Source organism: Pseudomonas sp. PHC1 (assembly GCF_046487845.1).
GTDB classification, from domain to species: Bacteria; Pseudomonadota; Gammaproteobacteria; order Pseudomonadales; family Pseudomonadaceae; genus Aquipseudomonas; species Aquipseudomonas sputi.
On record NZ_JBJXHJ010000012.1, the window covers coordinates 34,636 to 56,400 of the forward strand.

The 21,765-nt window shown below is 64.8% G+C and carries 8 protein-coding genes; all 8 read left to right on the forward strand.

The window, feature by feature from the left end; all coding sequences use genetic code 11:
* The first annotated feature begins 4 nt into the window (after positions 1-4).
* Complete coding sequence (gene gspK, locus ACKJSM_RS16685; protein ID WP_410238317.1) at positions 5-958, forward strand: type II secretion system minor pseudopilin GspK; 954 nt, start codon at positions 5-7, stop codon at positions 956-958.
* Positions 955-2,100 (forward strand): type II secretion system protein GspL, encoded by a 1,146-nt coding sequence (gene gspL / locus ACKJSM_RS16690; RefSeq protein ID WP_410238318.1) that lies wholly within the window; start codon positions 955-957, stop codon positions 2,098-2,100. Before gspK ends, gspL begins: the two co-directional genes overlap by 4 nt.
* Positions 2,093-2,638, forward strand: coding sequence for a type II secretion system protein GspM (gene gspM / locus ACKJSM_RS16695; RefSeq protein WP_410238319.1), 546 nt, complete (start codon positions 2,093-2,095; stop codon positions 2,636-2,638). Before gspL ends, gspM begins: the two co-directional genes overlap by 8 nt.
* Positions 2,635-4,980, forward strand: coding sequence for a type II secretion system secretin GspD (gspD, locus tag ACKJSM_RS16700; RefSeq protein ID WP_410238320.1), 2,346 nt, complete (start codon positions 2,635-2,637; stop codon positions 4,978-4,980). Before gspM ends, gspD begins: the two co-directional genes overlap by 4 nt.
* Positions 4,977-6,383 carry a type II secretion system ATPase GspE gene (gspE, locus tag ACKJSM_RS16705; RefSeq protein WP_410238321.1) on the forward strand — a complete coding sequence of 469 codons (1,407 nt, stop codon included), beginning with the start codon at positions 4,977-4,979 and terminating at the stop codon, positions 6,381-6,383. Before gspD ends, gspE begins: the two co-directional genes overlap by 4 nt.
* Positions 6,383-7,594 carry a type II secretion system inner membrane protein GspF gene (gspF, locus tag ACKJSM_RS16710; RefSeq protein WP_262193297.1) on the forward strand — a complete coding sequence of 404 codons (1,212 nt, stop codon included), beginning with the start codon at positions 6,383-6,385 and terminating at the stop codon, positions 7,592-7,594. Before gspE ends, gspF begins: the two co-directional genes overlap by 1 nt.
* 348 nt (positions 7,595-7,942) lie before the next feature.
* Positions 7,943-9,052 (forward strand): substrate-binding domain-containing protein, encoded by a 1,110-nt coding sequence (locus ACKJSM_RS16715; protein WP_410238322.1) that lies wholly within the window; start codon positions 7,943-7,945, stop codon positions 9,050-9,052.
* A gap of 190 nt (positions 9,053-9,242) precedes the next feature.
* Positions 9,243-21,755: a filamentous haemagglutinin family protein gene (locus ACKJSM_RS16720; RefSeq protein ID WP_410238323.1), complete on the forward strand. Its 12,513-nt coding sequence runs from the start codon at positions 9,243-9,245 to the stop codon at positions 21,753-21,755.
* The last annotated feature ends 10 nt before the right edge of the window (positions 21,756-21,765 follow it).

The following is a 21,765-nucleotide window of genomic DNA, read 5'->3' on the forward strand; positions in this document are numbered from 1 at the left end:
GGTCATGAACAGCCAATCGAACCAGCAGGGGATGGCGATCATCAGTGCGCTGCTGATTGCGGCGGTGGTCGCGGTGATCGCCGCCGGCATGCTGACCCGCCAAAGCGTTGCGACCCGGGCGCTGGAAGCCGAACAACTGCGCGTGCAGGGCCGTTGGGTGCTGCACGGTGGGTTGGAGATCAGCCGGCAATTGTTGTGGGACGCCCGTCAGCGCGATCCGCTGACCCGGCTCGATCAACCCTGGGCGCAGCGGTTGAACACCCAGGGTTTCGAGGGGCGGCTGGAGGACGAGCAGGGCAAGTTCAACCTGCGCAATCTGGTGGCCAACGAGCGGATCGATGATGCGCAGGTGCAGGCGTTCGAGCGTTTGTGCGAGTTGATTGGAGTGAGCAGCGGCTTGAGCCGGCGCATCAGTCAGCGGGTGATCGGCTCTTATCCGCACCTGTTGAATGCCCAAGTGGTGGACAAGCCTGTGGCGAAAAACACGTTCGACAGTGGGCGCGCCACGTCGCCGTCCGCGTCGCGCAAACCGCAATCGCCGACCTTGCCGATGCTGCGCACGCTGGACGATTTGCGCAGTGTCGAAGGGGTCAACGATGCGCTGTTGGCAAAACTGGCGCCGTACCTGACGGTGATTCCGGCGACCACCTGGCTCAATGGCAACACGGCCACGGCGCCGGTGCTGGCGGCTTATGTGCCGGGGCTGTCGCTGGAGCGGGCGCAGGCGTTGATCAATGAGCGCGATGCCGGGCGCTGGTTCATCAATCGCGGGGATTTCGTCAATCGCCTGCGACTGCCGCAACTGGAGATCACCAGCGTCAAGGTCGGCATCACCAGCGACTGGTTCCGGCTGCGTGGGCAGGCGCGGCGCGATCAGCGGCGGGTGAGCCTCGATGCGTTGTTGCATCGCAGCCAGGATCGTTTGCCGCAAGTGATCTGGTCGCGGGTGGGCGTATGAGCGCGTTGCGTGTGAGTTTGCCGCCGCTGGCGGAGCTGGGTCTCGACATTGAAGTGGATTGTGCGTGGCTGGATCGTCAGGGGCAGGTCACTCGCCAGGAACGTGTGCGGCTCGGCGCACTGCCGAAGCAACCGCTGGTGTGCTTTCTGCACCCGTCGGACAGCCTGTTGGCGAGCATTGATTTGCCGCCGCTGCCGGCGAACAAAACTGCTGCGGCGGTGCAATGTGCGGCGCAGGCCTTGATGCTCGGCGACAGCGCCGAGATGCACATCGCCCACAGCGCTCGCAATGAAAGCGGCCAGGTGCAGATTGCCTGGGTAACACGCAAGGATTTGCAGCACCTCGGGCAATTCGGTTTGCACCTCAAAGGCCTGTACCCGGCGGCCTACAGCTTGCCGGTGATGGCCGGCGGCGTCGGCTGTCTGCATGACGAGCATCTGTTGCTGCGCCACGGCCCGAATGCGGCGCAGGTGCAGCCGATGATCGACGAAGCGTGGCTGCTGGAAACCGGTCTGCCGGCGCATTGGATCGGTGACGGCGCCCCCGAATCGGTGCAATCAAAATTGGCTGACACGCAGCGTTGCGTAGGCCCGTTGCCAAACTGGGGCCTTCACGGTGGCCTTCAGCAACCGGGCATCGAACATCGCGGCTGGGGCAGGGCGCTCGGTTGTTGTGCGCTGGCATTGGCGGTGTGGGTGATTGGTTTGAATCTGTACGCCGCTCGCGAGGCCGGGCAGGGCCAGCAACTCAAGGCGCAGATGGCGCAGCGGGTGAAGCAAGCGTTCCCCGAGTTGCCGGTGATCCTCAATCCGTTGCAACAGGCCCGTCAGCAAATCGCGGCGCGTCAGCAAGGCGCGGTGGATGCGCCGGGGCAGGATTTCACGCGGCTGGTGTCGCAGGCCGGCAGTGGCATGCCGTCCATGGCGGGCACGGTGCAGCGGCTGGAGTTTGTCGACGGTGCGTTGCAGCTGAGTCTGCTGCCCGAGGCCCGGCGTTCGGGCAACGACAAGGATTGGCAAGGCGCGCTGGCTCAGGCCGGTATCAGCATCAGCCCGAATGACGACGGCTGGGTCTTGCGCCCGGCCGGTGAGGCGACCGCCGCCACCGGCAACGACGACAGCAGCGGAGCCGAAGATGAATAGCCCCTCGCTTGCGAAATACCGCGCCGGTTGGCAGCGCTTCAATGCTCAGTTGCAGGCCCGTTGGCAACCGTTGGCCGTGCGGGAAAAGCGCATGGTTGGCGGCATGGCGGCGCTGTTGTTGGGGCTGTTTGTGTGGGTGGCGTTGATTGAGCCGCCGCTGAAGAAGATCGCCGCCTCGCAAGTCGAAACCCCGAAACTGCGCGCCCAGGCCGAAGCGCTGGAGGTGCTGTTGCGCGACGTCAGCGTGCGCCCCGACGGGCAGAACCTGGAGCAGTCGCTGCAACAGACGTTGCAGGCCAGCGGACTGGGCGGCCATTACCAATTGGCGGCCGCGTCCGCCGGCTGGCAGTTGACCTTCGACGCGGCACCGGCCGACGCCGTGCTCGACTGGCTGCTGAGCCAACCGCAGAATTTTTCACTGCAAGTGGTCGAGGCCCGTCTGCAACGCGCAGACGACGCCGCGACCGATGACACCGCCGGCACTCTGTCGGGCACCGTACGCATGGATCAGGCGCTGGGCGCTAAGGAAGCTTCATGAAGGGGTCAGGATCCAAACGCATGGCGTTGCCGATGCTGTTGATGGCATTGAGCGCGTGCAGCCACACCACGCCACCGAATCAACCGCCGCTGCTGGTGGACAGCGAACTCGGCCGGCCGCTGGCCAACACCCAGCGCAGTGGCGACGCGGTGCTCGACCGCGAGCGTGCGCAGGCTCAGGTCAAACCGGCGCCGAAGCAATTGCACAACATCACCGAACGCGCCCGCAGTGGCGGTTCGGCGCGGGGCACGACGTTGCCGGCCAATCCGTTGGGCGATCAGCCGGTGACGCTGAATTTTGTCGATGCGGATATTCAAGCGGTGGTGCGGGCGTTGTCGCGCTCCACCGGTCAGCAGTTTCTGGTCGATCCTCGGGTCAAGGGCAACCTGACGCTGGTCTCCGAAGGCCAGGTGCCGGCGCATCAGGCCTACGACATGCTGCTGGCGGCGCTGCGCATGCAGGGTTTCAGCGTGGTGGATGTCGGTGGTGTGGCGCAGGTGGTGCCGGAGGCTGACGCCAAGTTACTCGGCGGGCCGATTTACAGCGCGGACAAACCGGCCGGCAACGGCATGCTCACCCGCACGTTCCGCCTGCAATACGAGAACGCGGTGAACCTGATCCCGGTGCTGCGCCCGATCGTGTCGCCGAACAACCCGATCAACGCCTATCCCGGCAACAACACCATCGTCGTCACCGACTACGCTGAGAACCTGACGCGGGTCGCGCAGTTGATTCAGGGCATCGACACCCCGAGCGCCATCGACACCGATGTGGTGCAGATCCAGAACGGCATTGCCGCCGACATAGCACCGATGGTCGCCGACCTGCTCGACGCACCGGGCAACGACCCAACCCAGAAAATCGCAGTGATCGGCGACCCGCGCTCCAACACCATCATCATCCGCGCCGGCAGCCCCGAGCGTACGGAGCTGGCGCGCAACCTGATCTACAAACTCGACAACGCGCAAAGTAACCCGAGCAACCTGCACGTGGTGTACCTGCGCAACGCTCAGGCCGGCAAACTGGCCCAGGCACTGCGCGGGTTGCTGACCGGCGAGAGCGACAGCGGCACCAGCGACAATGCGCGCTCGGTGCTCAGCAACATGGGCAGTTCGACCAACTCGGGCGGCGGGCAGAACGGCCAGAGCGGTACGCAAACCAACGGCAGCACCTCGACCACCAACAGCGGCAGCACCGGCGGCAGTTACGCCCAGGGCAGCAGCGCCACCGGCAGCACTGCGCAAAGCAGCGAACAGAACGTCGCGTTCAGCGCCGGCGGCGTGACCATTCAGGCGGACGCGACCACCAACACCTTGCTGATTTCCGCGCCGGAACCGCTGTACCGCAACCTGCGCGAAGTCATCGACCTGCTCGACCAGCGCCGCGCCCAAGTGGTGATCGAAAGCCTGATCGTCGAAGTCGGCGAGGACGACGCCAGCGAATTCGGCGTGCAATGGCAGACCGGCAACCTCGGCGGCAAAGGCGTGATCGGCGGCGCCAACCTCGGCGGTTCGGGGATCAACCTCAACGGCAAGACCAGCCTCGATGTGCTGCCCCAAGGCCTGAACCTCGGCTATGTAAACGGCACCGTCGACATCCCCGGCATCGGCAAGATTCTCGACCTGAAAGTGCTGGCGCGGGCCCTGAAGAGCAAGGGCGGCACCAACGTGCTGTCGACGCCGAACCTGCTGACCCTGGACAACGAAGCGGCGAGCATTTTCGTCGGCCAGACCATCCCGTTTGTCAGCGGCAGCTACGTCACCGGCGGCGGGGGCACCAGCAATAACCCGTTCCAGACCGTGACCCGCGAAGAGGTCGGTTTGAAGCTCAACGTGCGGCCGCAGATTTCCGAGGGCGGCACGGTCAAGCTAGATATCTATCAGGAAGTCAGCAGCATTGACGAACGCGCTTCGGCGGCGGCCAACTCGGCGGGGATCGTCACCAGCAAACGCGCACTCGACACCAGCATCCTGCTCGACGACGGCCAGATCATGGTGCTCGGCGGTCTGCTGCAGGACGGCTACAGCCAGAGCAATGACGCGGTGCCGTGGCTGTCGAGCATTCCGGGGATCGGCGCGCTGTTTCGCAACGAACGCCGCTCGATCACCAAGACCAACCTGATGGTGTTCCTGCGCCCGTACATCATCCGCGACAGCGCGGCGGGGCGCAGCATTACGTTGAACCGCTACGACTTCATGCGCCGCGCCCAGGGCGGTCTGCAACCGGAGCGCAGCTGGGCGATGCCGGACATGCAGGCGCCGCAATTGCCGGCCACCGCCCAAGGCGTGCCGGCACCGGTGTCCGGGCCGCGCGCGACCATCAAAGCGGTGCCGCTGCAATGAGCGCATTGCCTTACGCCTGGGCCAAGGCGCAGCGGATTCTGCTGCGCGACGGCGTGCTGACGGTGTGCCCCTCGACGCCGGGCTGGTCGATCAGCGAAGTGCGGCGGCAGTTCGGCGCGGCGAAGCTTGAGCGAGTGCGTGATGACGAACTCGACGGCCTGCTGGCCAGTGCCTACGCCGACACCGGCAGTGCGGCGGCGGTGGTCGGTGCGGCGGAAAACGAAGTCGACCTCGACCGCCTGATGCAGGACATGCCGGAAATCACCGACCTGCTCGACACCCAGGACGGCGCGCCGGTGATCCGTATGATCAACGCCTTGCTCACCCAGGCGGCGCGGGACGAGGCCAGCGACATTCATATCGAACCGTTCGAAACCCATTCGGTGGTGCGCTACCGGGTCGACGGCACGCTGCGCGACGTGGTCTCGCCGCGCAAGGCGTTGCACGGTGCGCTGGTGTCGCGGATCAAGATCATGGCCCAGCTCGATATCGCCGAGAAACGCCTGCCACAGGACGGCCGGATTGCCTTGCGCGTGGCGGGGCGGCCGATCGACATTCGCGTCTCGACCGTGCCCACCGGCCACGGCGAGCGAGTGGTGATGCGTTTGCTGGACAAGCAGGCCGGGCGCCTGCATCTGGAAACCCTGGGCATGGACGCGCAGGTGCTGGCCAAACTCGATCACCTGATCCGCCAGCCCCACGGCATTGTGCTGGTCACCGGCCCGACCGGTAGCGGCAAAACCACGAGTCTTTATGCGGCACTGGCGCGGCTGGATGCGAGCACCAGCAACATCCTCACCGTGGAAGACCCGGTGGAGTACGACCTGCCGGGCATCAGCCAGATTCAGGTCAACGCCAAGATCGACATGACGTTTGCCCTGGCCTTGCGGGCAATTCTGCGCCAGGACCCGGACATCATCATGATCGGCGAGATCCGCGACCTCGAAACCGCGCAGATCGCGGTGCAGGCGTCACTGACCGGTCACCTGGTGCTCGCGACCCTGCACACCAACGATGCGGTGTCGGCGGTCAACCGCTTGATCGACATGGGCGTCGAGCCGTTTCTGCTGGCCTCGTCAATGCTCGGGGTGTTGGCCCAGCGCTTGGTGCGGCGGCTGTGCAATCAGTGCAAACAGGAAGACCCGGCGACGCCCGGCACCTGGCGCCCGGTCGGTTGTGCGGCGTGCAATCACACCGGTTACAGCGGCCGGACCGGCATTCATGAATTGTTCTGCATCGATGACGACATCCGCACCCTGATTCACCAAGGCGCAGGGGAGCAGGCGTTGCGCGCGGCGGCGAGCAAGGCCGGGATGTTCAGCCTGCGTGAGGACGGCGAGCGCTGGATTCGCAGCGGTGCCACGGCGCCTGAAGAAATCCTTCGCGTGACACGGGACGCCTGATGAATCGCTATCGTTTTGAAGCCGCCGATGCCAGCGGCAAGATCGAGTCCGGGCACCTGGAGGCGGACAGCCAGGGCGCGGCGTTTGGCGTGTTGCGCGGGCGCGGCTTGACGGCGCTGTCGGTGGAGAAGGAAAGCAACGTCTCCCAGCACGGTGGCGGTGGCCTGTTCAGCGCCAAACTCTCGGATAACGATCTGGCGTGGGCCACCCGGCAACTGGCGAGTCTGCTCGGTGCCAGTCTGCCACTGGAGGCCGCGTTGAGCGCCACGGTCGAACAGGCCGAGAAAAAACACATCGCCCACACCCTTAGCGCCGTGCGCGCCGACGTGCGCAGCGGCATGCGCCTGGCCGAAGCGCTGGCAGCGCGGCCACGGGATTTTCCGGAAATCTACCGGGCGCTGATCGCGGCGGGCGAGGAGTCCGGGGATCTGGCGCAGGTGATGGAGCGGTTGGCGGATTACATCGAGGAACGCAACAACCTGCGCGGCAAGATTCTCACCGCGTTCATTTATCCGGGTGTGGTCGGGCTGGTGTCGATCGGCATCGTGATTTTCCTGCTGAGCTACGTGGTGCCGCAGGTGGTCAGCGCGTTTTCCCAGGCGCGACAGGATCTGCCGGGGCTGACGCTGGCGATGCTCAATGCCAGTGATTTCATCCGGGCGTGGGGCTGGTTGTGCGCGGGCGTCATGGCCGGTGCGTTCTGGAGCTGGCGCCTGTATCTGCGCAACCCGGCGGCGCGCTTGAGTTGGCATCATCGGGTGCTGAAGTTGCCGCTGATCGGGCGCTTTGTGCTGGGGCTGAACACCGCACGGTTCGCCTCGACGCTGGCGATTCTCGGCGGCGCCGGGGTGCCGTTGTTGCGCGCATTGGAGGCGGCGCGGCAGACCTTGTCGAATGATCGCTTGAGCCTGAGCGTCAATGAAGCCACTGCCAAGGTGCGCGAGGGCGTCAACCTGGCGGCCGCGTTGAAAGTGGAGAACGTGTTTCCGCCGGTGCTGATCCACCTGATCGCCAGCGGCGAGAAAACCGGTGCGCTGCCACCGATGCTCGAACGCGCAGCGCAAACCCTGTCCCGCGATATCGAGCGCCGGGCGATGGGCATGACTGCGTTGCTGGAGCCGCTGATGATTGTGGTGATGGGCGGGGTGGTGTTGGTGATCGTGATGGCCGTGCTGTTGCCGATCATCGAGATCAACCAGTTGGTGCAGTAGTTTTCTCAACTTTTTTTACCAGCGTCAGATCTCACCCGAGCGCGAAATCCGGCATCCTCGGGTTCTCCTTTCTGTCATCTGCAACGGCCCTTCAAGGGCTGTGGCCGATTCCCTCGAAAAGCCCGCCGCAGACACTCCGCACAACTCAAGAAACACCCGAGAAAATCCCTCGAAAATCAGCCTGCACCTCCCGAGGTTTTTTCCTTTATCTGTCACCGGAAACTGCGAATTTCTCAGTGCGACTTAACCACGCACCCCGCTTGCGAAGGTCGGCGGTGAGTCTTCCCAGTGTCATGCAAGACCCCTGAAAACCTGTGTTCACACCCAACGTTGAAAAGGAGATTCTTCATGTTCAAGCGCACTCTGATCGCAGCTTCCCTGACCGTCGCTGCCCTGGCTTCCGCCCAGGCCATGGCCGCCAACGTAACCGGTGGTGGCGCGACTCTGCCTGCCGCTCTGTACAAAGGCTCTAGCAACAGCATCCTGCCAGCCAACTTCAGCTACCTGGGTACCGGTAGCGGCACCGGCAAGACCGCTTTCCTGACCAACAACTCGGCACTGTTCAGCACCACCGGTTCGGTTCACTTCGCCGGTAGCGACTCGATCCTCAGCGCTTCGGAAATCAGCACCTACAACACCAACTTCGGCGGTTCGTACGGCCCGCTGATCCAGCTGCCTTCGGTGGCCACTTCGGTTGCCATTCCGTACAAGAAATCCGGTCAGACTGCTCTGAACCTGACCAGCGCTCAGCTGTGCGATGCCTTCTCCGGCGCCAAAACCACTTGGGGCGATCTGCTGGGCACTTCCGACACCACGCCGATCCGCGTGGTTTATCGCAACGTTTCCAGCGGTACTTCGGAAATCCTGACCCGTCACTTGAACGCGATCTGCCCGACCAAGTTCGCCACCAGCTCCACCTTCACCAACGCGCGTCTGCCAGCCGGTTCGACCCTGCCTTCGAACTGGGTAGGTGTTGCCGGTACTGCTGACGTGGCCACTCAGGTCAACGCTGTTGACGGCTCCATCGGTTACGTCGGTCCGGACGGTGTGAATGCTGCCAGCAACGCCGTGGTTGCTCGCGTCAACGGCGTACAGCCCACCACCGCCAACGTTTCGCTGGCCCTGGGTTCGGCTGCTCTGCCAACCACCCCTTCGAACCCTGCGCAGTGGGTACCGGTCGTTCCTAACCCAGCCAGCGGTTATCCGATCGTGGCTTACACCAACTTCATCTTCGGCCAGTGCTACAAGGACGCCACCGTGGCCGCTGATGTCAAAGCCTTCCTGACCACTCACTACAGCAACCCGGGCAACAACGCTGCCACCATCGCTCACAGCTTCACTCCGGTTCCAACCAACTGGAAAGCGGCTGTGACGGCCAACTTCGTCACCAACACCTCGGGCAACAACCTGGACATCAACAACGCCAGCGTCTGCAACGCTGTCGGCCGTCCTTTGTAAGCCTCGCTTCACGGCAATGAAATGGCAGCGGCCTTCGGGCTGCTGCCATTTTTTTTGGCCGATCTACTCCTCATTCATGAAGTTTGTGTGACATCCGTTCGGTCGCGGCCCTCGCCAACCGCCTATGTCGTAACAGCAGGGGCAAGCCGACCTGCGGCCTCGTGTGGCAAACAAAAAGGATCTCGTAGTGATGCTCGCTCGCCCATCCCGTCGCAGTACCCGTGTTCAGCCTCAGCAGCGCATGGCCGCCGATCCGGCGCTGTGGTTGCTCAAGCCCCTGGCGCAGGCGGTTGCCTTGTGCCTGGTGGCGGGCAGTGCCGAGGCGGCGACCGCGTTCAGTTCGGGATGGTTTGCCGCCAAGGGCGCGGCGCAACAGGCGGCCGCCGCACGGCCGAGCGTGGGCGGATTGCCGGGGATGACGCCACCGCTGGCGCAGCAGCAGAAGGCCAACCAGCAGTTGCAGCGCTCGATTCAGACCCTGAACAACACCGTAGCTGCGATTGCCGCGCAACAGGCCGCGCAGGCGGCCGGTCGGGCGGCGGCATTGGGCACGGTGCAGTTTGTACCTGACGGTCTGGGCGAGGGCGGTCTGAAGGTCGATAACAGCCTCACGCAGGGTTGGCAGAACGCCAAAGGCCCGCAGCAGACTCAGGCCGACGGCAAGACCACGGTGAAGATCGAGCAGACCGCCGACAAGGCGATCCTCAACTGGGAGACCTTCAACGTCGGGCGCAACACCACGGTCGAGTTCGCCCAGCAGTCGAACTGGGCGGTGCTCAACCGGGTCAACGATCCGAATGCGCGGGCCAGCCAGATTCAGGGCCAGATCAAAGGTGACGGCACGGTGATGCTGATCAACCGCAACGGCATCGTGTTCAGCGGCACCAGCCAGGTCAATGTGCGCAACCTGGTGGCCGCGGCGGCCAATATCACGGACATTCAGTTCCGCGATCGCGGCCTGTATTTCGACAGCACCGGCAGCCAGCCGACATTCACCGACGCGGCCGGCAAAGTGCTGGTGGAACGCGGTGCGTCCATCGAGACCGCACGGCCGGCCAAATCGACCGATGCCGGTGGCTATGCCTTGCTGCTCGGCAACGAAGTGCAGAACGACGGCAGCATCAACACTGCCAGGGGCCAGACCGTGCTCGGCGCGGGGGATCGCTTTTACATTCGCAAAGGCGCGGGCACTGAAGGCAACGGCTTCTCCACGACGTTCGGCAACGAAGTCACGCCGGGTTTCAAGGCCGGCAGTGCTGCCGGCAAGGTCAGCAACAATGGCCTGATTCAGGCCGCGACCGGCGACATCACCCTGACCGGCCATGAGGTCGTGCAAAGCGGTGTGCTGCTGGCCAGCACGTCGGTCGCGACCCGCGGCACGATCCATTTGCTCAACCCGGCGACCGACGCTCAGGGCCGCGTGACGCTGGAGCAGGGCAGCACGACGGCGATCCTGCTCGACAGCAGCGACCTGACCGCCCTCGACAGTCAGCATCAGGCCGCTCTGAGCGGCGTTACACCGAACAACCGGATTCGCAGCGATCAGTCGCGCATCGACATCCAGAGCGGTGGCAGCGTCGAGTTCCAGAACGGCTCGATCACCCTGGCCACTGGCGGGCAAGTGGCGGTGGCGGCGCAGCGGCGCAGCCTGGTGCGTGACGGCGCGTTGATCGATGTCTCCGGTGCCATCGGCGTGAAAGTCGCGATGGAATCCAACAACATCAAGATCAACGTCCAGGGCAACGAGCAGCGTGATGCTTCGGTCAATCGCGAAAAAGGGGCGCTCAACAGCAATGACGTGTGGGTGGATGTGCGTGAACTGGTCTACGTCCCGGCCGGCACCAACGGTTACGCCACGGATCGCTGGTACACGGCGGGCGGTTTGCTGGAGGTCGGCGGTTATCTCGGCACCCAGGGCCACAGCATCGGCGAGTGGATGGCCCAGGGCGGCATGGTGAGTTTTGCCGGCAATGACGTGGTGACCGAGAAGGGCTCGCTGATCAACCTGTCCGGCGGCACGCTGGATGTACAAAGCGGCGAGATTCGCCAGAGCTGGCTGCGCGGGGCCGACGGGCGCCTGTATGAAGTCTCAAAGGCGCCTGGGGATCTGCTCTACACCGGGCTGTACAAGGGCTATGAAGACAGCAGTGAACGCTGGGGCCAGACGAGTTATTACTACAACCCGTTGATTGCGCCGTCCAGTCGTCGGGAATCGGGCTACACCGTGGGACGCGATGCCGGGCAACTGGTGATTGGCACCCGCAACGCTGTGCTCGAAGGGCAAATGCTTGGCGAGGTGTATCAGGGCGAGTGCCAGACCCAGGCACCGCGTGCGGTGCTCGATGGCTATGCGCAGAGTCAGACGGCACTGGCGCGGCGTGGGCAGTTGATTGTCGGCAGTTACGACCCGGCGTACGTGGCGGCTTCCGGTGGCTTGCTGTATGGGCTTAACCCGTTGCTCGATCAGGTGCAGATCGGCGGCGAACGTCTGCTCGCCGGCAATGATCGGGATCTGACCGGTGCCGTGTCTGATTCTCGCAGCGGCAAGCTGTACCTCGATGCCGGCCAACTCAGCGACTGGCAACTGGGCGCACTGAAAGTGGCGGCCCGGGAACGGATCGACGTGCAAGGTGCCGTCACCGTCGACCATGGCGGCGACATCACCCTTTACGGGCCGGACGTGCAGGTCAACGCCGACCTGACCGCGCGTGGCGGCAGCCTGCACCTGGGCAACGTGCTCAATCAGCTCAACACCGATCGCCTGACCGACACCCGGCTCGTCGCGCCGACCGACAAGGCCACTCGTGTGAGCGTGGCTGAAGGGACACAACTGGACACTCGTGGCCTGTGGAGCAACCTGCGCACCAATCCGGATGATGCCGCGAGCCTGGCGTACCTGGACGGTGGCGGGGTGTCGATTCGCAGCAGCGGCGATATCGAGATCGGTGCCGGCAGCCTGCTGGACGTGTCTTCCGGCGGTGCGATTCTGGCCAACGGCAAGACTCGCGGTGGCAAGGGCGGTGACGTGACACTGGAGTCCAGCGCCTTGTCCGCGCCGGGTGACAGCCATCTGACCCTGAACGGCCAACTGCGGGGTTACGGTGTGACCGGCGGTGGCCGACTGCTGATTCAGGCGGGCGACATCCTCATCGGCCAGACCGATAAACCCCGCATTGACAACACGTTGCAACTGCAACCGCAGCTGTTCGACAAGGGGTTCTCGGCTTACAGCCTCATAGGCCTCAATCATCTTGACGTTGCGGACAACACCCTCATTGACGTCTTGATGCCGGTGTACCGTTTTGGTGACGCGGCAGCCAATCAGGTCAGTGGCACCGCACCCCGGCAGGCGCTGGAATTGTGGACGCCCACGCTCTATCAGGAAAACCCGCTCAAGGCGCAACTGACCCAGCGTGGCGGCGCCAGCCTGGTGTTGCAGGCCGGTTCCAGCGAGGTCGCGCTGGTCGATCCGACCCGCAACGCCCTGACCCTTGGCCAGGGCTCGCGGATCAGTGTCGATCCGGGGCAGCGCATCGATCTGCGCAGCGCCGGTCAGCTCACGGTCGATGGTGAGTTGAATGCGTGGGGCGGCACGATCGATATCCGTCAGCAGCCGTTCGGCTCGATCAATGTTGCCGATTCCTCGCAAACGGCAGACAGGCAAACCCACAACCGTTCGATCTGGATCGGCGAGCACGCGGTGCTGGATGTGGCCGGTCGTGTGGCCACCGGCATCGATGCACTGGGTCGGGTGTATGGCCAGGTCGGCAAGGGCGGCTCGATCATCATCGGCGGTGAAATCGATGCGAAGAAGGCCACGGCCACGTCGGCCGACGCTTATGTGATCGTGCGAAACGGTGCGCGACTGGAGGCCTCCGGCGCACAGGCGATGCTGGACATCGCCGGGCAGGGGCCGACGCGGGTGGCCACGGATGGCGGGCGAATCTCGCTGAGTTCCTACAACGGCCTGTTCATCGAAGGCGACCTGCGGGCTGCGGCCGGTGGTGCCGGGGCGGCGGGCGGGCGACTGGACATTGCCCTGGAGACGCCGAGTTATCTGCGCAGCGATGCCAGTAACGAGGTTCGCGTGCCGCGGGAAATCGTCATCGGCCAGAACGCAGGCCCGTCGCTGTTGCCGGCCAGCCTGCAAGCGGGCGAAGCCGCCCCAGCGCTGCAATACGGACGTGCCCGTCTGGGCGCCGATCAGTTGATGTCCGGCGGGTTCGACAACCTGAGAGTGCTGAGCAACGGTCTGCTGTCGTTCGACGGCAACGTCGATCTGCACATGAATCAAAGCCTGAGCCTGTATGCCGGGGCCCTGTCGCTGGCTGACGGCTCGCAAGGCAGCGCGCGGATCAACCTGTCTGCGCCTTACGTGCACCTGTCGGGTACGGGCAAGTATTTCGAGGCCCCCGGCAATATCCGGCCACGGGTGATGAACAATCCGACCACCGAAGTGGCGCCGGCACAGTTCACCGCCACGGCGGATCTGCTGGATCTGGGCAACAGTCTGTCGTTCGGCACGGCCGGGTCGATCGTGCAACTGAGCGGCCCGGCGCGGGAGGTCGGGCGGCGTGGTTTTGACCAGGTCACGCTCGACAGCCGAGGCGATCTGCGCTTTCTGGCACCCACGGGCAACGTCGAGAAAACCGAACTCTGGACGCCGGGCGACCTGAACCTGCGTGCCGCGCAGATCTACCCTGCAAGCGATGTCGTGGCCGAGGTGCGGGTGGGTTATCAAAGTGTCCAGCGCGACGCCAATCCTGAGCGAACCTTGCGCATCGCCAGCTCCGGCGCGGCGCCTGGCGCGTTGCCTTACTCGGTCTTCGGCAGCCTGACACTGGCCGCTGCCCATATCGAGCAGGGCGGGGTGATCCGTGCGCCGCTGGGCATGATCAATCTGGGTGACAACCTGGTTCTCAACACCCGGACACTGCATCTGTTGCCAGGCAGCCTCACGTCGGCCAGCGCCGCCGGGTTGGTCATGCCTTATGGCGGCACCACCGACGGCATCGACTATCGCTACAACGGCAAGTCCGTGCTGCTTCGAGGGATTACCGCTGAAACCGCCGGCGTGACGCTCACCTCGCAGTCCGTCGATGTGCAAGGTGGGGCGTTGATCGACCTGTCGGGTGGCGGTGATCTGCGCGGTGCCGGTTTCGTATCCGGGCGGGGCGGTTCCACCGATGCCCGCTACAACCCGCTGGTGCGCAATGCCAGTGACGGCACCTTCAGCCTGCCGGGCCTGGCCAGCAACCCGGTGTATGCCATCGTGCCGGGGAATCAGAGTGCTTATGCGCCGATGCTCGCCGAGGCGGGGGCGGTCGATCCGCGTATCGGCCAGCAGATCACCGTCGGGGCCGGCGTGCCGGGGCTGGCGGCGGGCACCTATACGCTGCTGCCCTCGACCTTTGCGCTGTTGCCGGGAGCCTTCCGGGTCGAGGTCAACGGCCAGGCGGCAGCGGGCGCAACCCACGCTGCGCTGCCACTGCGCAATGGTTCATGGACCAGTTCGGGGCGGATGTCGATTGCCAATACCGGCCTGCGTGACAGCCTGGCAAGCCAGGTCATCCTGACATCCGCCGATGTGCTGCGCCGTTATTCGCAGTACAACGAGACCTCTTTCAGTCAGTTCATCCAGAGCGATGCGCTGCGCCGGGGCGTGCCTCGGGCCCTGGCGCCAATGGACGGCAAATCGCTGCGACTGAATCTGTCCCAGGGTGCCGCACCGGGTAACGCGCTGGATTTCAACGGTCAGGCGCTGTTCCAGCCAGCCACGGGCGGCGTCGTCGGGACGGCGGTGGTGCAGGGCGCGGCGAACTTCGAAATTCTCGGCGCGGGGCATTCGAGCACTGAAGGATTTGCGGGTGTGTCGCTGTATGCCGACAGCCTCAACTCGCTCGGCGCCGGCCGCTTGACCCTCGGCGCGCAGCCGACGATCGATTACAACACCTCGGGCAACATCATCGCGTTCAGCGGTGATACGTCCACGATCACCTTGCGTGACGGCGCCGTATTGTCGGCCCCCGAAGTGCTGCTGCGCACCACCCGGACCGATGGCGGAATCACCCTCGAAGCCGGCTCGGGCATCAACACGCTGGGGCGTGGCGATGCGCCTTATGATTCCAGCACCGGCTTCATCTACAAACCGGGTGCGGCAGGTCTGCTGGTGGTGTCGAACGGCTGGACCAATGTGCTGGCGCCCGACGCGTCGGTCAGGACATCCGGCGCGGGCAATATTCTGATTGGCCGGTGCCCGACGACAACGTGCAGCAACCCGACGCTGCTCTATTCCAACGGCAGCATTACCGCTGCCACCGACAAGCAATTCGAACTCGACGAAGCGGTACGCTTCGGCACCCGTCATCTGACGCTGGCCGTCGGCTCGGTCAATGCCGGCAGTGCCGAGGCCTTGAGCGCCGCCGGCAACCGGGTGCCGAGCGGTCTGACCCTGAACCAGAATGTCTTGAATCGCCTGTTGCGGGGCGATACCCAGTTCGGCGCGCCGGCGCTGGAAACCCTGAGCCTGACCAGCCGCGATGCGTTCAATTTCTACGGCAGTGTCAGCCTCGATACGCTGGATCCGCAGACCGGTATCAGCAAGCTGCAAAACCTGATCCTCAGCACCCCGGCCATTTACGGCCTGGGTGAAAGCGGTGACGTCGCGTCCATTCGCACCGCCAATCTGATCTGGAACGGTGCGACTCAGGATCCCGGCGCGGTGATTACGGGCGGCGCCGGCACCGGTCGCGGCTCGCTTGATATTCAGGCGCAACGCATCGAGTTCGGCTACGGCGCCAATCCGCAGGCCAGTGGTCTGGACCAGAACAAACGTCTGGTGTTGGGTTTTGCCGACGTCAACCTCTCTGCCAGTGATCGCATCACCGCCAACCACAAGGGCAGCCTGGCGGTGTACCAGACGCAGGGCGCTTTCGATCCGGTCAACGGCTATGCCTACAGCGGCGGCAATCTCACACTGCGCACGCCGTTGCTGACGGGAGAGGCGGGCTCGGTCAACCTGCTCAAGGCCGGTAATAACCTGACTCTGACGGGGGCCGGTACAGCGGCGGCCGCCAATGCGCTGGGAGCCGAATTGACCCTCGATGCGCGCAATGTCTTGCTCGACAGTCGCATCGCCCTGGCCAGCGGCAAACTGGTGGTCAAGTCCGAGGACGATCTGACCCTCGCCAGTGGCGCGTATCTGGACATGGCCGGTCGCACCTTGCCGTTCAACGATGTGAACAAGTACAGCTGGGGCGGTGATGTGGCGCTGTACAGCAGCCACGGCAATATCCGCCAGGCGGCGGGTTCGCGAATCGATCTGTCGGCGCAGAACCATCAGGCCGGTACCCTGAGTGCGGTTGCGCTGACCACCGATGCCGGCATGGTCGATCTGCAAGGCGATATCCTCGGTGCCAGCAGCGGCGACTACGATGCCGGCGGCACGCGGGTGCCCTACAAGTCCGGTGGCGTGGATATCCGTGCGCAGCACCTCAATGGCGATCCGAGCCAGCAGTTCGCGGCCCTCAATCAGCGCTTGAACGCGGGGCAGGTCTTCGGCAGCCGCAGCTTGCAGCTCAAGCAAGGCGATCTGTTGATCGGCGACGGGCTCAAGGCGGGCGAGGTCAATGTGTCGGTGGACAATGGACGGCTGACGGTGGCTGGCCTGATCGATGCCAGCGGCGAACGGGTCGGCAGTATTCGCCTGTCGGCGCAAAACGGCCTGACCGTCGCGGGCAATGCGGTGCTTGACGCCCATGGTCGCGTGCTGCGAGTCGACAGCTACGGCAAGATCATCGACGCCCCGAACCGGGCGATGGTCGAACTCAACGCCGGACAAGGCCTGCTGACGCTCGGCAGCGGTGCGCGCATCGATTTGCGCCATGGCACCGAGGCCGTTCGCGGCACTCTGCCGGGGCAGTCCGACGGATTGCTGCGCGGCACGCTCGAGCTGAACGCCCCACGTCTGGGGACGGGTGACATTGCCATCGATGCCGGCGGTGCCCTGAGCATTCAGGGAGCGCGCTCGATTGCTCTGAACGCCACACGACGCTACACCGATGCCAGCGACGGCACGGATCCGGCGGCCAGCGGACGTCCGTATCAGGTGATCGATCAGGCGTACCTCGATCGCATCCACGGTGACAGCACGGCGTTCATCGACGCGGCGCTGGCCAACAGCAACCTGCTGAATAACAAACTGGCCGGCCTGAACAACGCCTCTTATGCCGACGCCTTCCATCTGCGGCCTGGGGTCGAGATCGCCAGCAAAACCGCCGACGGTGATCTGGTGGTGCAGGGTGATGTGGACTTGTCCGGTTACCGCTATGCCAGCCTGAACCCCCATACGCAGAAGACTTCGGTCTACGGCTCGGGCGAGGCGGGTAACCTGGTGATTCGCGCGGGCGGCAACCTCGATATCCACGGCAGCCTCAACGACGGTTTTGCACCGCCGCCGGAGACCGTGGACGATGCCGGCTGGAAATTGCTGCCGGGGATTCAGCCGTTCGGCGGCGATCTGATCGTGCCGGGGGCGGGCGTCACACTCGCGGACGGCACGGTGTTCCCGGTGGGCGCGACATTGAACTACGACCTGCCGTTGCAAGCGACGACGCTGGCCAGCGGCACACTGTTACCGACCGAGGCGACGCTGGCGGCGCCTTACACCTTCGGCGCCGGCACGGTGCTCGCCGGCTCGGTTCGCGATGCTGCGGGCAACGTGCTGTATGCCGCTGGCACGCTGCTCGCCGACAGCGTGACCTTGCCTGCGGGCAGTCGGCTGGGAGCGGGTATCCGCTTGAATGACGCAACGGCGCTGCAGGCCCTGCGCTGGCCCAAGGGCGTGCCGCTGCCGGGCAGCGTCGAGGCCGGCGACAACGGGATCAAGGGCGTGCGCCTGAGCGGCTCGCTGGCCCTGTTGCGCGGCTCGCTGATTCCGTCGATGACCCATGTCGTGCTGGCGGACGGCACGGCGTTCATCGAGTTGCGGCCATTGACCGGCACGACTCAGGGGCGCAATTGGGCGGTCGCCAGCCTGTTGCCGGCCGGCAGCGCGTCGTGGTCGATGCGCGTGGTGGCGGGGGCCGATCTGGGCGCCGCTGACAGCCGGGCGATCAAACCGCTATCCAGCGATGGCCACCTGCGCCTGGCCGACACCCATTACGGCCTGACTGTCACCGAAAAACCACCGACCCTGGTCTGGGGCGAGGGCAACCTGGGCGGCTTCACGCCGGGCGACCCTGTCCCCGAGGATCAAATGATGTGGTGCGACTGGGCGCCGAACTCCTGTGTGCCGGCCCCGCGGTGGGTCTGGGCGCCGGACAACTGGATGGGCATGCCACCTGGCTCGCCGATGAGCGACGATGACGTGCTGGCCTGGTGTGGTGCATTCCCGGAACTGTGCGTGGAAAACAAACCGGGTACCACAGTCAAGACCCACACACAGATGTTCAGTGTGCTGCGGACCGGCACCGGCGATCTGGACGTGCTCGCCGCCGGCGATCTGAGCATGGATTCGCCGTACGGCGTGTATACCGCCGGCACTCAGTCGCAAGACATCGATCCGCGCTTCAATCAGCCTCGCGGACGGCTGTCGGATAACGGCTCGGTACTGGGCAGTGCCGGCGGCGCCTACGAAAAATGGGTCAGTGGCAGCGACAGCCTGTATCAGGCCTGGTACCCGCAAATGGGCGGCAACCTGACCATCAATGCCGGCGGTTCGATTTCGGGCGATGTGCTGGGGCGTCGCGGTTTGTCGCAAACCATGGACACCCGTGAGCAGGTGCCGAGTGTGGCCGTGGGCAACTGGCTCTGGCGTCAGGGCACCGGCAACAGTGATGTGCCGACGGCGTGGTGGATCAACTTTGGCAGCTACGCGACGCAACCGTTGCCGGATCAAAGTGTTGATACGGGGCCGTACCTGGTCGGTTTCACCGGTTTCGGCACCTTGGGCGGCGGCAATATCAGCCTGCGTGCCGGGGCCGATGCCGGCATGCTCAAGGCGATGGGCGACGGTAACAAGGCCAACCTTTATCCGCGCGGGCAGGGGCTGGTCGTGGCGGTCGGCAGCACCGGGCGCGTGGGCAGCGACGGCAGCCTGCAATTGACCGGTGGCGGCGACATGGACATCCGCATCGGCGGATCGATCAACCCGTCGTTGCAGGCCCGGGCCGGAGAAAACGGTATCGGTGTCGCACAACACGACCTGCAAGGTGCATTGATCAACCTGCGCGGTGCCGCGCGACTGACCGGCGGCGCGCTGGGCGGGATCAATCTGCAATATGGCGCCGCAGCCTCGACCCAGGATCCTCGCGAAGTGCGCCCGTTCGACCCGTTCACGTCCACCATGGGCAGCGCTTCCGGCGGGCTGGTGCTGATTCCGGGGGATTCGGGGATGAGCCTCAGCACGCGCGGCGATCTGGTGCTGGGCGGGGCGGCGGACCCGGGTCGGGTGCGGCTGCAGAACTCCACGCCGTTCACTACACCCGACGGTGTCGTGCATGAGGGGGGTGGCTTGACGGGGTTCTCGTTGTGGACCGATCACACAGCCATCGACCTGTTTTCGGCGGGAGGCAACCTGACACCGAGCACTCAACTGGGCGAAGTGACGGGTCAGGGCCCTGTCACCGGTCGCAATACGTCGCCGACCGACGGACGCTTCGTGTATCCGTCGATCCTGCGGGCGGTGGCGGCGCAAGGTTCGATTTATGCCGGACCTTCAGCGGTCTACAGCCAGGGCAGTGGAACAGTGCCGGCAACCGAGTATTCGCTGCTGCTGGCACCCTCCAGGAGCGGGCAACTGGAGTTGCTGGCGCAGGACTCGATCTATGCCGGCGGCTATGCGATCAATCAGTCGGGCGCCAGTCCGCTGGCCATCGCGACGCCATTTGCGCCGGCCTTCAACGGTTACGGCAACAACATGTCGGCCACACCGATCATGAGCAATCGCAACGGCGACGGGGTGTCGCCGGACAAGAACCTGCGCTATCCATTATTCGCGTTCGGCGCCAACAGCTATTCGGGCTTGAGTGACGTTCAGGCACCGGCACGGTTCTATGCCTTGACCGGCGATCTGGTGGGCGTTCGCAGCGGTGAAACGCTGACGTTCAGCCTGTCGAAACGCACCTGGCACGAAGCGGCAGGTCCGGTCTGGATGCTGGCGGGGCGCGATGTCGTGGCGTCCGGCACTGTCCTGGGCAACCCCACGACCGTGTCTGCTGCCGAGATGGGCGTACCGCCGACAGAGAGCATCACTTCGACCGGCAACCTGTTCGTGCACGATGACCCTCGAGACGTTTCGCGGGTATCGGCAGGGCGCGACATTCTCTACAGCAGCTTCGACATCGCGGGCCCTGGCGTTCTTGATATCAATGCCGGGCGCAACATCCTGATGGAGGATCGCGCCAGTATCACCAGCCTCGGCGCGTTGGTGGCCGGTGATCAGCGAGCGGGCGCCAGTGTGGTGTTGCAGGCTGGTGTGGGTGCACAAGGGCCGGATTATTCGCGGTTCATCACCCGTTACCTGAGCCCGCAGAACATGGCCGATCCGAACGCCTCCCTCAATGGCCAACCGGGCAAAGTGGTCAAGACTTACCTCGACGAGCTGCAGAGCTGGTTGACCCTCGGCTACGGATTCAGCGGCAACGCAGAGCAGGCGCAAGCCTTCTTCGCCGCGCTGCCGAGTGCCGAACAAGCGATCTTCGCCCGTCAGGTGTACTTCGCCGAATTGCGTGCCGGTGGTCTGGAATACAACGACGCCGACGGCCCGCGCAAGGGCAGTTACCTGCGCGGTCGCAACGCCATTGCTTCGCTGTTCCCGACCGTCGATGTGGCCGGCAACCCGATCCGCTACGACGGCGACATCACGCTTTATGGCGGTGCCGGGGTCAAGACGCTGTTCGGTGGCGATATCCAGATGCTCACGCCGGGTGGCGGTCAGGTGTTCGGCATCGAAGGCGCGGCGCCACCGTCCACGGCGGGGATCATCACCCAGGGTTCGGGCAACATTCAGCTCTACTCCCAGGGCAGCATTTTGCTGGGGCAGAGCCGGATCATGACCACGTTTGGCGGCTCGATCCTCGGCTGGTCCGCCGAGGGCGACATCAACGCCGGTCGCGGCTCGAAAACCACCGTGGTCTACACCCCGCCGAAACGTGTGTACGACAACTGGGGCAACGTGACCCTGTCGCCATCGGTGCCGAGCACCGGCGCCGGTATTGCCACGCTCAACCCGATTGCCGAAGTGGCCCCGGGGGACATCGACCTGATCGCGCCGCTGGGCACCATCGATGCGGGCGAGGCGGGGATTCGCGTGTCGGGCAACGTCAACATCGCCGCGCTGACGGTGGTCAACGCCGCCAACATCTCGGTGCAGGGCAAGGCGACCGGCGTGCCGGTGGTCTCGGCGGTCAACACCGGGGCGATCACCTCGGCCAGTTCCGCTGCGTCGTCGGCCACCCAGGCGGCGGAAGATGTCGCCCGCCAGCAACAAGCTGCATCGCGTCAGAACCAGGCCTCGGTGTTCACCGTGCAGGTACTGAGCTTCGGCAACGAACAACTGGCCCCGACTCGCGATGGCGCCAGCCGCGCACCGACGCCGGGCTACAACCCCAACAGCCCGGTGCAGGTGCTGGGCGCCGGCGCGCTGGATGAACAGGCGAAACAGCAGCTGACCGAAGAGGAGCGAGGGCAGCTGACGTTGTAAAGAACTCTCG

What these genes read in the sequence shown, in the direction of transcription:
- gspK (WP_410238317.1), top strand. Translation starts at nt 5, where the DNA reads ATGAACAGCCAATCGAACCAGCAGGGGATGGCGATCATCAGTGCGCTG.
- gspL (WP_410238318.1), top strand. Translation starts at nt 955, where the DNA reads ATGAGCGCGTTGCGTGTGAGTTTGCCGCCGCTGGCGGAGCTGGGTCTC.
- gspM (WP_410238319.1), top strand. Translation starts at nt 2,093, where the DNA reads ATGAATAGCCCCTCGCTTGCGAAATACCGCGCCGGTTGGCAGCGCTTC.
- gspD (WP_410238320.1), top strand. Translation starts at nt 2,635, where the DNA reads ATGAAGGGGTCAGGATCCAAACGCATGGCGTTGCCGATGCTGTTGATG.
- gspE (WP_410238321.1), top strand. Translation starts at nt 4,977, where the DNA reads ATGAGCGCATTGCCTTACGCCTGGGCCAAGGCGCAGCGGATTCTGCTG.
- gspF (WP_262193297.1), top strand. Translation starts at nt 6,383, where the DNA reads ATGAATCGCTATCGTTTTGAAGCCGCCGATGCCAGCGGCAAGATCGAG.
- ACKJSM_RS16715 (WP_410238322.1), top strand. Translation starts at nt 7,943, where the DNA reads ATGTTCAAGCGCACTCTGATCGCAGCTTCCCTGACCGTCGCTGCCCTG.
- ACKJSM_RS16720 (WP_410238323.1), top strand. Translation starts at nt 9,243, where the DNA reads ATGCTCGCTCGCCCATCCCGTCGCAGTACCCGTGTTCAGCCTCAGCAG.